The 12,434-nt window shown below is 52.8% G+C and carries 10 protein-coding genes; 8 read left to right on the top strand and 2 right to left on the bottom strand.

The features are described 5' to 3' along the window. Positions 1-80 precede the first annotated feature (80 nt). The 3 genes from mazG (at position 81) to eno (ending at position 4,119) form a co-directional block, all read left to right on the top strand. Positions 81-872: a nucleoside triphosphate pyrophosphohydrolase gene (gene mazG, locus FDW98_RS00975; RefSeq protein WP_096755903.1), complete on the top strand. Its 792-nt coding sequence runs from the start codon at positions 81-83 to the stop codon at positions 870-872. 224 nt (positions 873-1,096) lie between these two features. After that, entirely contained in the window at positions 1,097-2,734 is a 1,638-nt protein-coding gene (gene pyrG, locus FDW98_RS00970; protein WP_096755904.1) for a glutamine hydrolyzing CTP synthase, read from the top strand. An 86-nt stretch (positions 2,735-2,820) separates the two neighbouring features. Beyond that, positions 2,821-4,119, top strand: coding sequence for a phosphopyruvate hydratase (eno, locus tag FDW98_RS00965; RefSeq protein ID WP_096755905.1), 1,299 nt, complete (start codon positions 2,821-2,823; stop codon positions 4,117-4,119). Positions 4,120-4,174: 55 nt separating this feature from the next. On the opposite strand, the gene FDW98_RS00960 is transcribed toward eno, so the two are convergent. Next, entirely contained in the window at positions 4,175-4,999 is an 825-nt protein-coding gene (locus FDW98_RS00960; protein ID WP_096755906.1) for a MurR/RpiR family transcriptional regulator, read from the bottom strand. Positions 5,000-5,164: 165 nt separating this feature from the next. Between FDW98_RS00960 and FDW98_RS00955 the strand changes: the two genes are divergently transcribed. From FDW98_RS00955 to queE, 3 genes are all read left to right on the top strand, one after another. After that, positions 5,165-6,721 (top strand): PTS transporter subunit EIIC, encoded by a 1,557-nt coding sequence (locus tag FDW98_RS00955; protein ID WP_096759339.1) that lies wholly within the window; start codon positions 5,165-5,167, stop codon positions 6,719-6,721. Then, positions 6,721-7,410, top strand: a complete 690-nt coding sequence (locus FDW98_RS00950) for an N-acetylmannosamine-6-phosphate 2-epimerase (protein WP_096755907.1) — start codon at positions 6,721-6,723, stop codon at positions 7,408-7,410. The genes FDW98_RS00955 and FDW98_RS00950 overlap by 1 nt, the downstream gene beginning before the upstream one ends. A gap of 71 nt (positions 7,411-7,481) precedes the next feature. After that, entirely contained in the window at positions 7,482-8,153 is a 672-nt protein-coding gene (queE, locus tag FDW98_RS00945; RefSeq protein WP_096755908.1) for a 7-carboxy-7-deazaguanine synthase QueE, read from the top strand. 94 nt (positions 8,154-8,247) lie between these two features. Here the strand turns inward: queE and queD are convergent, their stop codons facing one another. Further along, the gene (queD, locus tag FDW98_RS00940) at positions 8,248-8,610 is read right to left on the bottom strand and encodes a 6-carboxytetrahydropterin synthase QueD (RefSeq protein ID WP_096755909.1); all 363 of its coding nucleotides are present in this window, start codon (positions 8,608-8,610) and stop codon (positions 8,248-8,250) included. A gap of 305 nt (positions 8,611-8,915) precedes the next feature. On the opposite strand from queD, the gene cysJ reads away from it, so the two are divergent. Both cysJ and cysI read left to right on the top strand, forming a co-directional pair. Then, entirely contained in the window at positions 8,916-10,715 is a 1,800-nt protein-coding gene (gene cysJ, locus FDW98_RS00935; protein ID WP_096755911.1) for an NADPH-dependent assimilatory sulfite reductase flavoprotein subunit, read from the top strand. Continuing rightward, positions 10,715-12,427 (top strand): assimilatory sulfite reductase (NADPH) hemoprotein subunit, encoded by a 1,713-nt coding sequence (gene cysI / locus FDW98_RS00930; RefSeq protein ID WP_096755912.1) that lies wholly within the window; start codon positions 10,715-10,717, stop codon positions 12,425-12,427. Before cysJ ends, cysI begins: the two co-directional genes overlap by 1 nt. Positions 12,428-12,434: the final 7 nt, after the last annotated feature.

The raw sequence follows: 12,434 nt of genomic DNA, 5'->3' as shown, positions 1-12,434 counted from the left end.
ATAAGGCGTGCCGCCATCCGGCAATATCACCATGCCCGATGGCGCTTTGCTTATCGGGCCTACGTTTTCAGGATCTTGTAATGAATCAAATCGACCGACTGCTCGGTATTATGCAGCGCCTGCGCGACCCGGAAAACGGCTGTCCGTGGGATAAAGAGCAGACTTTCGCCACCATCGCCCCCTATACCCTCGAAGAAACCTATGAAGTGCTCGATGCCATTGCGCGTGAAGACTTCGACGATCTGCGCGGAGAGTTGGGGGATTTACTGTTCCAGGTGGTGTTTTACGCGCAGATGGCACAGGAAGAAGGGCGCTTTAATTTTGATGATATTTGTGCGGCCATCAGCGATAAACTTGAACGCCGTCATCCGCATGTTTTTGCCGATGTTTCCGCCAGCAACAGCACTGAGGTGTTAACCCGTTGGGAGCAAATTAAAAGCGAAGAACGTGCGCAGAAAGCCCAACATTCCGCATTGGACGATATTCCCCGTAGTTTACCGGCGCTGATGCGCGCTCAAAAAATCCAGAAACGCTGCTCAAATGTTGGTTTTGACTGGAAGACGTTAGGACCGGTGGTCGACAAGGTTTGTGAAGAGATCGACGAAGTCATGTTCGAAGCGAAGCAGGCCGTCGTCGACCAGGCTAAACTGGAGGAGGAAATAGGCGACCTGCTGTTTGCCACGGTCAATATGGCCCGCCATTTAGGCACAAAAGCCGAGACCGCATTACAGAAAGCGAACGAAAAATTTGAGCGACGTTTTCGTGAAGTTGAACGGATTGTTGCTGAACGCGGTCTGGAAATGACTGGTGTTGATCTGGAAACTATGGAAGAAGTCTGGCAACAGGTAAAACGCCAGGAAATTGATCTCTAAGGGGTTTCGTCGGTCAAGGGCGATTTGTGTGATTTTTTAAATAACAAGCGATTGATTTACGTCAAAAACATTTACCCCAAAGGGGCTATTTTCTCACTCCCGATGTTAATGTGAGCCTGGTGAAGAGGAGGAATAATGAAAGTTTGTGGCGCTCGCCATGTTCGGGTATACTACTTTCCCGTCTTGGTAATTCCATCGTTTCACCCTAACTTCTCAGGTCCAGCATGACAACGAACTATATTTTTGTGACCGGCGGGGTCGTATCCTCTCTGGGAAAAGGCATTGCCGCAGCCTCCCTGGCAGCCATTCTTGAAGCCCGTGGCCTCAATGTAACCATGATGAAACTGGATCCGTACATCAACGTCGATCCCGGTACTATGAGCCCAATCCAACACGGGGAAGTGTTCGTTACCGAAGACGGCGCTGAAACCGATCTGGACCTGGGTCACTACGAGCGTTTCATCCGCACCAAAATGAGCCGCCGCAACAACTTCACCACCGGTCGTATTTACTCTGACGTTCTGCGTAAAGAACGTCGTGGCGACTATCTGGGCGCAACCGTTCAGGTTATCCCGCACATCACGAATGCGATCAAAGAACGCGTTCTGGAAGGCGGTGAAGGTCATGATGTTGTTCTGGTCGAAATCGGCGGAACCGTTGGGGATATCGAATCTCTGCCGTTCCTTGAAGCGATTCGCCAGATGGCCGTGGAAATTGGCCGCGAACATACGCTGTTTATGCATCTGACGCTGGTTCCCTACATGGCAGCGGCAGGTGAAGTCAAAACTAAACCGACTCAGCACTCTGTAAAAGAGCTGCTTTCTATCGGTATTCAGCCAGATATTCTGATTTGCCGCTCCGATCGTGCTGTTCCGGCTAATGAACGTGCAAAAATTGCATTGTTCTGTAACGTCCCGGAAAAAGCGGTGATTTCTCTGAAAGATGTCGATTCTATCTATAAAATTCCAGGCCTGTTGAAATCTCAGGGGCTGGACGATTATATTTGTAAACGATTCAGCTTGAACTGTCCGGAAGCAAATCTGTCAGAATGGGAACAGGTTATCTACGAAGAAGCCAATCCGGCAGGCGAAGTGACTATCGGTATGGTCGGCAAGTACATTGAGCTGCCGGATGCCTATAAGTCAGTTATCGAAGCGCTGAAGCACGGTGGTCTGAAGAACCGTGTCACCGTCAACATCAAGCTGATCGATTCGCAGGATGTTGAAACGCGCGGTGTTGAGATCCTGAAAGGTCTCGACGCTATCCTGATCCCTGGCGGCTTCGGCTACCGTGGTGTTGAAGGTAAAATCGCGACGGCACGCTTTGCGCGTGAGAACAATATTCCTTATCTGGGCATTTGCCTGGGTATGCAGGTAGCGTTGATTGAGTTTGCTCGTAACGTCGTGGGTATGGACAACGCCAACTCCACGGAATTTGTGCCAGACTGTAAGTACCCGGTGGTGGCCCTGATTACCGAATGGCGTGATGAAGACGGCAACGTCGAAGTCCGTACCGAGAAGAGCGATCTGGGCGGCACGATGCGCCTTGGTGCGCAGCAGTGTCAGCTGGACGACGAGAGTCTGGTGCGTAAGCTGTACGGTACGCCGACAATTGTTGAACGCCATCGCCACCGCTACGAAGTCAACAATATGCTGTTGAAACAAATTGAAGCTGCGGGTCTGCGTGTTGCAGGCCGCTCCGGTGATGATCAGTTGGTCGAGATCATTGAGGTACCGAATCATCCGTGGTTCGTGGCCTGTCAGTTCCACCCGGAATTTACTTCCACGCCACGTGATGGGCACCCGCTGTTTGCCGGCTTTGTGAAAGCCGCCAGTGAACATCAGAAGCGTCAGGCGAAGTAAGAAGTAAAAAGTTAGAACGGCAATGCACCCATCCGGGTGCATTGTTTGTCTGGAGTTTTAGTTTAACTTGTACTGAGGAAAACCTAATGTCCAAAATCGTTAAAATCATCGGTCGTGAAATCATCGACTCCCGTGGTAACCCGACTGTTGAAGCCGAAGTACACCTGGAAGGTGGTTTCGTTGGTATGGCAGCAGCGCCGTCAGGTGCTTCTACTGGTTCCCGCGAAGCACTGGAACTGCGCGATGGCGACAAATCCCGTTTCATGGGTAAAGGCGTACTGAAAGCGGTTGGCGCGGTAAACGGCCCAATTGCTCAGGCTCTGCTGGGTAAAGATGCTAAAGATCAGGCTGGCATCGACAAGGTAATGATCGATCTGGACGGTACTGAAAACAAATCCAACTTCGGTGCAAACGCCATTCTGGCTGTGTCCCTGGCGAACGCCAAAGCAGCAGCTGCTGCTAAAGGCCTGCCGCTGTATGCACACATCGCAGAACTGAACGGTACTCCGGGCAAATTCTCTATGCCGGTTCCGATGATGAACATCATCAACGGTGGTGAGCACGCTGACAACAACGTCGACATCCAGGAATTTATGATTCAGCCGGTTGGCGCTAAATCCCTGAAAGAAGCCGTACGTATGGGTTCTGAAGTGTTCCACAACCTGGCTAAAGTTCTGAAAGCCAAAGGCATGAACACTGCAGTTGGTGACGAAGGTGGCTACGCGCCGAACCTGGGTTCCAACGCAGAAGCTCTGGCTGTTATTGCTGAAGCGGTTAAAGCAGCAGGCTACGAGCTGGGCAAAGACATCACTCTGGCGATGGACTGTGCAGCATCTGAATTCTACAAAGACGGTAAATACGTTCTGGCTGGCGAAGGCAACAAAGCATTCACCTCCGAAGAATTCACTCACTTCCTGGAAGAACTGACCAAACAGTACCCGATCGTGTCCATCGAAGATGGTCTGGACGAGTCTGACTGGGACGGTTTCGCATACCAGACTAAAGTACTGGGCGACAAAATCCAGCTGGTTGGTGACGATCTGTTCGTAACCAACACCAAGATCCTGAAAGAAGGCATCGACAAAGGCATCGTTAACTCCATCCTGATCAAATTCAACCAGATCGGTTCTCTGACCGAAACTCTGGCTGCGATCAAAATGGCGAAAGACGCTGGCTACACGGCTGTCATCTCTCACCGTTCTGGCGAAACTGAAGACGCAACCATCGCTGACCTGGCTGTTGGTACCGCTGCAGGCCAGATCAAAACTGGTTCTATGAGCCGTTCTGACCGCGTTGCTAAGTACAACCAGCTGATTCGTATCGAAGAAGCGCTGGGTGAACAAGCGCCGTACAACGGTCGTAAAGAGATCAAAGGTCAGGCGTAATCCTGCTCTTTAGCTCTTAACGTAAAAACCCGCTTCGGCGGGTTTTTTTATGTCTTTAAAGTAGCAGCGGCAGCGTCGCACTGGCGGTTTGCTGACTCACATTGCTGTACTTTTCATCCAGCGCGATAAGCGATGTGGTGAGCAATTCAACTAATAACATTACGCCCACTTTGGCATTGAGCGCCCCAGCGCTCAGCGGTCCTTCGGGTTTGGCTGCAACCAGTTGGATATCACTCAGTGAGGCCAGCGGACTGCGCGGCGTGTTGCTCAGCGCCAGTACGGGGACGCCATGCTTACGCGCAAGTTTAACGACATGAAGCAGATCGCGAGTGGAGCCTGAACTGGAAATTGCCACTACCAGCGAGTCTTTGGAAAGCGTAGTGGCATTCATGGCGGCACGATGCATGTCGCTGAACAGTTGTGCGGGCTTGCCCAGACGCAACAGTTTGTAATGCAGATATTCCCCCAGAATCGCACTGGCCGCCACGCCATAAATCTGTACCGACTGGGCCTGATGCAGCGCGAGGGCGGCGGCTTCGAGTAATGTCCTGTCGAGTAATTTTGCGGTGTCCTGCAAGGCCTGCACGGATTCATTGACCACATTGTCAATCTCATCGCCGCCGTGTTCGATCGGCTGTCCGTGCTGGAGATCAAGCGCCAGCGCCATCTTAAATTCGTTATAGCCCTTACATCCTAGCGTGCGGCACAGACGCGTGACGCTGGCCTCGCTGGTGTCGCTTTCGCGCGCCAGTTCGGTAATCGTTAGATAGACAACTTTTGCCGGATCGCTCAGCACAAACTCACCCAGCTTCTGCTGTGTACGGCTGTATCCGTCTACGCCCTGGCGCAGTCTCAGCAGCAGGTTTTCATTTTCTGGCATGCAAAATCCTTAATACGTTTCTCTGGCGATAGTGTGGCGGAAAGCGGGGGAGAGATGCCAGTCATTTCAAAAAAGTATGATCGACTTCCAGAAAGTTGATGATAATTTTCATTTATAAAATTTTTTATGGTAAAAATTTTCATCAATTGTCAGGGGAATGAAAAAATGATGAATATGTTTAGCGGCGCGTCGTCAGGGACGTGGTTTGAAAAGGCACAGCGGTTTGGCAAATCGTTTATGCTGCCAATTGCGATATTACCTGCTGCGGGGCTGTTACTGGGTATTGGTGGTGCATTATCAAACCCCAACACGTTGACGGCTTACCCGTTTTTAGATGTTGACTGGTTGCAGGCTATCTTCACTATCATGACCAGCGCGGGATCCATTGTGTTCGCCAACTTGTCGGTGCTTTTTGCGGTTGGTGTAGCAGTGGGTCTGGCGAAGACGGATAAAGGCACTGCGGGGCTTGCCGCGCTGCTGGCGTTTCTGGTGATGAATGCCACTATCAACGCTTTGCTGATCCTGAACGGGACGCTGGCGCATGAGAACCCAGGTGCTGTTGGTCAGGGAATGACGCTGGGTATTCAGACGCTGGAAACGGGTGTGTTTGGTGGTGTGGTGATAGGCCTTGTCACCTGCGCGCTGCACAGTCGCTTTAATAAAGTCTCGCTACCGCAGTTTCTGGGTTTCTTTAGCGGCTCGCGCTTTGTTCCGATCATTAGCTCGCTTGCGGCGATTGCAGTCGGTGCCGCAATGACGGTGGTCTGGCCCCATTTCCAGAAACTCATATTTGGACTGGGTGGCCTTGTTGATGCAACGGGTTATCTGGGAACGCTGTTGTACGGTTTTATCCTGCGTATGCTTGGTCCACTGGGTCTGCATCATATCTTTTATCTGCCATTCTGGACGACGGCACTCGGTGGCAGTGAAATCGTTAACGGCCAATTAGTGGAAGGCACACAACGTATTTTCTTCGCTCAGCTTGCCGATCCGAACACTCAGCAGTTCTATGTGGGTACCTCGCGCTTTATGTCCGGGCGCTTCATTACCATGATGTTCGGTCTGCTTGGGGCATGTCTGGCGATGTACCACACGGCGAAGTCAGAGAACAAAAAAGTTGTCGCGGGCCTGCTGCTGTCTGCTGCGCTGACTTCCTTCCTGACCGGCATCACTGAGCCTATTGAGTTCTCCTTCCTGTTCGTGGCACCCGTGTTATATGTCATTCACGCCTTCTTCGATGGCCTGGCATTTATGATTGCCCATATTTTACATATCACCATCGGGCAAACCTTCTCGGGAGGACTGATCGATTTCATCCTCTTTGGCGTATTGCAGGGCGAAGCGAAAACCAACTGGATGTACGTGCCTATGGTGGGCGTGCCGTGGTTCTTCCTGTACTACTTCACCTTCCGCTATTTGATCAACCGCTTTGGCTGGCTGACGCCGGGCCGTGAGAACGCAACGTTAGTAGAACATGCGTTGCCTCAAAGCGAACGTGCCGCAGCAGTGGTTGCCGGACTGGGGGGCAAAGAGAATCTGGAAGAGGTGGATTGTTGCGCCACACGACTACGCGTGACGGTGAAAGATGGCAGCAAGGTTGATGAAGCCGCGCTGAAAGCAACCGGGGCGCGTGGCGTGATTATTCGTGGCAATGGTGTTCAGGTGATTTATGGCCCGCACGTCACCATTATCAAAAATGAAGTTGAAGAGATTTTATCGTAATGAAAACTGTACTGAATTCGCTGAAAGGTAAGTTAATTGTCTCCTGTCAGGCGCTGGAAAATGAGCCTCTGCACAGCCCGTTTATCATGTCACGGATGGCATTGGCGGCAGCACAGGGAGGGGCTGTCGGTATCCGTGCAAACAGCGTCGTGGACATTCGCGCCATTAAAGAAAACGTCGCACTGCCGATCATTGGCATCATCAAACGTGATTATCCGGGTAGCGACGTGTTTATCACCGCCACTATGAAGGAAGTAGATGAGTTGATGACCGTTGAGCCGGAAATTATTGCCCTTGATGCGACTGCGCGCCCACGTCCCGGTGGGCAAACGCTGGACGCGTTGGTTATGCAGATTCGCGCGCGCTACCCATCTGTGCTGTTGATGGCGGACATCGCCAGCGTAGACGAAGCCGTCGCCGCTGAACGACTGGGTTTTGACTGCGTGGGTACGACGCTTTACGGCTACACGGTAGAGACTCGCGGGCATGTGCTCGCGGATAACGACTGTGGTTTTTTACGTGAGGTATTGGCTGCAGTCAGCCTGCCGGTAGTGGCAGAGGGGAATGTCGACACCCCTGAACGGGCTGCACACTGCCTGGCATTAGGCGCGCACACCGTAGTGGTTGGGGGGGCGATCACCCGTCCGCAACAAATAACGGCACGCTTTGTCACGGCGATCGCCTCGTAAAGCAACGATCGGGCATGATACTTTGGCGGGGATCTGCGATAATTATCGTTTATCCCCACATTGAGAAGACTATGCAGTACCCGATTAATGAGATGTTCCAGACCCTGCAAGGTGAGGGTTATTTTACCGGCGTCCCCGCCATTTTTATTCGTTTACAGGGATGCCCGGTTGGCTGTGCCTGGTGCGATACCAAACACACCTGGGATAAGCTTGAGGATCGGGAAGTCTCGCTTTACAGCATCCTGGCCAAGACTAAAGAGAGCGATAAATGGGGCGCGGCGAGCAGCGAAGATCTGCTGGCTGTGATTCAGCGTCAGGGCTATACCGCCCGCCATGTGGTGATCACCGGTGGTGAACCCTGCATTCACGACCTGATGCCGCTGACCGACTTGCTGGAAAAGAATGGCTTTAGCTGCCAGATTGAAACCAGCGGCACGCATGAAGTCCGCTGTACGCCGAACACCTGGGTGACTGTCTCTCCCAAGGTGAATATGCGCGGCGGCTATGACGTGTTATTTCAGGCGCTGGAACGCGCCAATGAAATCAAGCACCCGGTGGGGCGTGTTCGCGACATTGAAGCACTGGATGAACTGCTGGCGACGTTGACCGATGATAAGCCGCGCATCATTGCTTTACAGCCGATCAGTCAGAAGGATGATGCCACGCGCCTGTGTATTGATACCTGCATTGCGCGTAACTGGCGTCTGTCGATGCAAACGCATAAATATCTGAATATTGCCTGATAAATTTTGCCGGGTGCGCTTCGCTTGCCCGGCCTACGCTTGTAGATACGTGTAGGCCGTATAAGACGCTCCGCCATCCGGCAATGACTTTGAATCACTCGCCGCGATAGACGCAGCCCGCCGTGCAGGTCTCTTTTACCATCACCGCGCTCAGCAGCGGAACCAGCGGTTTCATCTCATCCCAGATCCACTTTGCCAGTACTTCACTGGTCGGATTCTCAAGACCCGGAATATCATTCAAATAGTAGTGATCAAGGCGATTGTACGTCGGCTTAAATGCCGCTTTTAACTCGGAAAAGTCCATAATCCAACCGGTATGGGGATCGACTTCACCCGTAATTTCAAGACGCACCATAAATGAGTGACCATGCAGACGGCCACATTTGTGCCCTTCTGGTACGTGCGGCAGGTGGTGAGCGGCTTCGAAGGTGAAATCTTTAAACAGGGTGGTGGACATTATCTACTCTCAAGAATGCAAAAAACCGCCGTAGGGTACCTTATAATACGAATTTTATCATTAGTTAAACGGGCGCTGAGTATCCTGACAGTGCATTCACACAATCAATATCAAATAACTATTTATATATCATATGGTTATTAAATCTGTTTTGCCGTTAATAACTATAGCTAAAACAGGTTAGTCCATTTGGTTATTTGTTATTTCTATCCCTTCTTTAATTGTTACTATTCTCGCCGTTAACCTTATCTTCAGTTTGGGTTTTATTGCTTAAATCCGCTTTGCTTACTGGAACATGACAACGCATGACGACACAGGCCCCACTTTCCGCTTTGCTTCCGCTAAACCCGGAACAGCTGGCACGCCTTCAGGCGGCCACGACCGATCTCTCGCCCGCGCAGCTTGCGTGGGTTTCTGGCTATTTCTGGGGCGTGCTGAATCAGCAGCCGGGCGCTAATGCGGTTATTCCTGCACCTGCTGCCGAAATGCCGGGGATCACACTCATCTCCGCCTCGCAGACCGGTAATGCGCGCCGCGTGGCGGAAGCCCTGCGTGACGATCTTATTGCCGCGAAGCTCAATGTCACCCTGATCAATGCCGGCGACTATAAATTTAAAAATATTGCCAACGAGAAATTGCTGGTCGTAGTGGCCTCGACGCAGGGAGAGGGTGAGCCGGCGGAAGAAGCGGTGGCGTTGCATAAATTCCTGTTCTCTAAAAAAGCGCCGAAACTTGAAAATACCGCCTTCGCCGTGTTTGGCCTTGGCGATACCTCTTATGAGTTTTTCTGCCAGTCTGGCAAAAACTTCGACAGCAAACTGGCGGAGCTTGGCGGTGAACGCTTGTTGGATCGTGTAGATGCAGATGTTGAATATCAACCGGCAGCTGCGCAGTGGCGCGCCCGTCTGGTTGATGTGTTGAAGGCACGAGCGCCTGCTGTACCTTCTGTACAGACCGCTGCGAGCGGTGCGATTAACGAGGTGCATACCAGTCCGTACACTAAAGAAGCGCCGCTTAGCGCGTCGCTTTCCGTGAATCAGAAAATCACCGGTCGTGACTCCGAAAAAGACGTGCGTCATATCGAAATCGATCTGGGCGATTCCGGCCTGCGCTATCAGCCCGGCGACGCGCTCGGCGTGTGGTATCAAAACGATCCGGCGCTGGTCAAAGAGATTGTTGAACTGCTGTGGCTGAAAGGCGACGAGCCGGTCACGGTTGATGGCAAATTGCTATCGCTTACCGACGCGCTGCAGTGGCACTTCGAACTGACGGTTAACACAGCCAATATTGTAGAAAATTACGCCACCTTAACGCGCAGTGAGACGTTGCTGCCGCTGGTGGGCGATAAAGCGCAGTTGCAACACTATGCCGCCACCACGCCTATCGTCGACATGCTGCGCTTTTCTCCGGCGCAGCTGGACGCGGAAGCGTTAATCGGTCTGCTGCGTCCGTTGACCCCGCGCCTGTACTCAATAGCCTCCTCACAGGCGGAAGTCGAAAGCGAAGTACACGTGACCGTCGGTGCCGTGCGATTTGACGTCGAAGGCCGTGCGCGTGCCGGCGGAGCCTCGAGCTTCCTCGCCGACCGCGTTGGCGAAGAAGGTGAAGTACGTGTGTTCATTGAACATAACGACAACTTCCGCCTGCCAGCCAATCCTGAAACACCGGTTATTATGATTGGGCCGGGGACGGGAATTGCACCGTTCCGCGCCTTTATGCAGCAGCGTGCTGCCGATGAAGCGACGGGCAAAAACTGGCTGTTCTTTGGCAATCCGCACTTTACCGAAGATTTTCTCTACCAGGTGGAGTGGCAGCGCTACGTCAAAGAGGGCGTACTTACCCGGATCGATCTCGCCTGGTCACGCGACCAAAAAGAAAAAGTCTACGTACAAGATAAACTGCGCCAACAAGGTGCGGAACTGTGGCGCTGGATTAATGACGGGGCGCACATTTATGTCTGCGGCGACGCCAATCGCATGGCGAAAGACGTTGAGCAGGCTTTGCTGGAAGTGATTGCCGAATTCGGTGCGATGGATACCGAAGCGGCGGATGAATTTTTAAGTGAGCTGCGCGTTGAGCGCCGTTATCAGCGAGATGTCTACTAATGAGTGAAAAACATCCAGGGCCACTGGTGGTCGAAGGTAAGCTGTCCGACGCTGAACGTATGAAGCTGGAAAGCAACTATCTGCGCGGCACCATTGCGGAAGATTTAAATGACGGTCTCACCGGCGGTTTTAAAGGTGATAACTTTCTGCTGATCCGTTTTCACGGTATGTACCAGCAGGATGACCGCGATATTCGCGCCGAGCGCGCCGAGCAGAAGCTGGAGCCGCGTCATGCGATGCTGCTGCGCTGCCGCTTGCCGGGCGGGGTCATCACCACTAAACAATGGCAGGCGATCGATAAGTTTGCTCATGACAACACGATTTACGGCAGCATCCGTCTGACCAACCGTCAGACCTTCCAGTTTCACGGCATTCTGAAGAAGAACGTCAAGCCGGTGCATCAGATGCTGAACTCGGTCGGACTGGACGCGCTGGCGACCGCCAATGACATGAACCGTAACGTGTTGTGTACCTCCAACCCGTACGAGTCCGAGTTACACGCGGAAGCCTACGAGTGGGCGAAGAAAATCTCTGAACACCTGCTGCCGCGCACCCGGGCGTATGCAGAGATTTGGCTGGATCAGAAAAAAGTCGCCACCACCGATGAAGAGCCGATCCTCGGTCAAACTTATCTGCCGCGTAAGTTCAAAACGACGGTGGTTATTCCGCCGCAGAACGATATCGATCTGCATGCCAACGACATGAACTTCGTCGCGGTGGCAGAAAACGGCAAACTGGTGGGGTTCAACCTGCTGGTTGGCGGTGGGCTGTCTGTTGAGCACGGTAACAAGAAAACCTACGCGCGTACCGCCAGTGAATTTGGCTATTTGCCGCTGGAGCACACGCTGGCCGTTGCGGAAGCGGTGGTGACTACCCAGCGCGACTGGGGTAATCGTACCGACCGTAAAAACGCCAAAACCAAATACACGCTGGAGCGCGTCGGCGTTGAGACCTTTAAGGCAGAAGTGGAACGCCGGGCGGGCATCAAATTTGAATCGATTCGCCCGTATGAGTTTACCGGTCGCGGCGATCGTATCGGCTGGGTGAAGGGCATCGACAAAAAATGGCACCTGACGCTGTTTATTGAGAATGGCCGTATTCTGGATTATCCGGGACGTCCGCTGAAAACCGGGTTACTGGAGATAGCAAAGATCCACAAAGGCGAGTTCCGTATTACCGCCAACCAGAACCTGATCATTGCCGGTGTGCCGGAAAGCGAGAAGGCGAAGATCGAGAAGATTGCGCAGCAGAGCGGCTTAATGAATGCCGTGACTCCGCAGCGTGAAAACTCGATGGCCTGCGTCTCGTTCCCGACCTGTCCGCTGGCGATGGCGGAAGCAGAGCGCTTCCTGCCGACGTTTATCGACAGCATTGACGCCCTGATGGCGAAATACGCGTTGAGCGACGAGAACATTGTGCTGCGCGTGACGGGCTGCCCGAACGGTTGTGGTCGCGCCATGCTGGCGGAAGTCGGCCTGGTCGGGAAAGCGCCGGGACGTTACAACCTGCACCTGGGGGGTAACCGTATCGGGACGCGTATTCCACGGATGTTCAAAGAGAACATCACCGAGACAGAAATTCTGGCCTTGCTGGATGAACTGATTGGGCGCTGGGCAAAAGAGCGTGAAGCGGGTGAAGGCTTCGGCGATTTTACGGTGCGTGCGGGCATTATTCGCCCGGTGCTCGATCCCGCGCGGGATTTCTGGGAATAACCTGAAT

Origin of the sequence: Citrobacter sp. wls711 (assembly GCF_005281055.1) — a bacterium.
GTDB lineage: Bacteria > Pseudomonadota > Gammaproteobacteria > Enterobacterales > Enterobacteriaceae > Citrobacter > Citrobacter gillenii.
Note: the sequence above shows the minus strand (reverse complement) of the source record. Positions and strands in the feature narration are given on the sequence as shown.

Bases quoted from the DNA above. Each gene is read 5' to 3' on its own strand.
- mazG (WP_096755903.1), top strand. From the start codon at position 81: ATGAATCAAATCGACCGACTGCTCGGTATTATGCAGCGCCTGCGCGAC.
- pyrG (WP_096755904.1), top strand. From the start codon at position 1,097: ATGACAACGAACTATATTTTTGTGACCGGCGGGGTCGTATCCTCTCTG.
- eno (WP_096755905.1), top strand. From the start codon at position 2,821: ATGTCCAAAATCGTTAAAATCATCGGTCGTGAAATCATCGACTCCCGT.
- FDW98_RS00960 (WP_096755906.1), bottom strand. From the start codon at position 4,999: ATGCCAGAAAATGAAAACCTGCTGCTGAGACTGCGCCAGGGCGTAGAC.
- FDW98_RS00955 (WP_096759339.1), top strand. From the start codon at position 5,165: ATGATGAATATGTTTAGCGGCGCGTCGTCAGGGACGTGGTTTGAAAAG.
- FDW98_RS00950 (WP_096755907.1), top strand. From the start codon at position 6,721: ATGAAAACTGTACTGAATTCGCTGAAAGGTAAGTTAATTGTCTCCTGT.
- queE (WP_096755908.1), top strand. From the start codon at position 7,482: ATGCAGTACCCGATTAATGAGATGTTCCAGACCCTGCAAGGTGAGGGT.
- queD (WP_096755909.1), bottom strand. From the start codon at position 8,610: ATGTCCACCACCCTGTTTAAAGATTTCACCTTCGAAGCCGCTCACCAC.
- cysJ (WP_096755911.1), top strand. From the start codon at position 8,916: ATGACGACACAGGCCCCACTTTCCGCTTTGCTTCCGCTAAACCCGGAA.
- cysI (WP_096755912.1), top strand. From the start codon at position 10,715: ATGAGTGAAAAACATCCAGGGCCACTGGTGGTCGAAGGTAAGCTGTCC.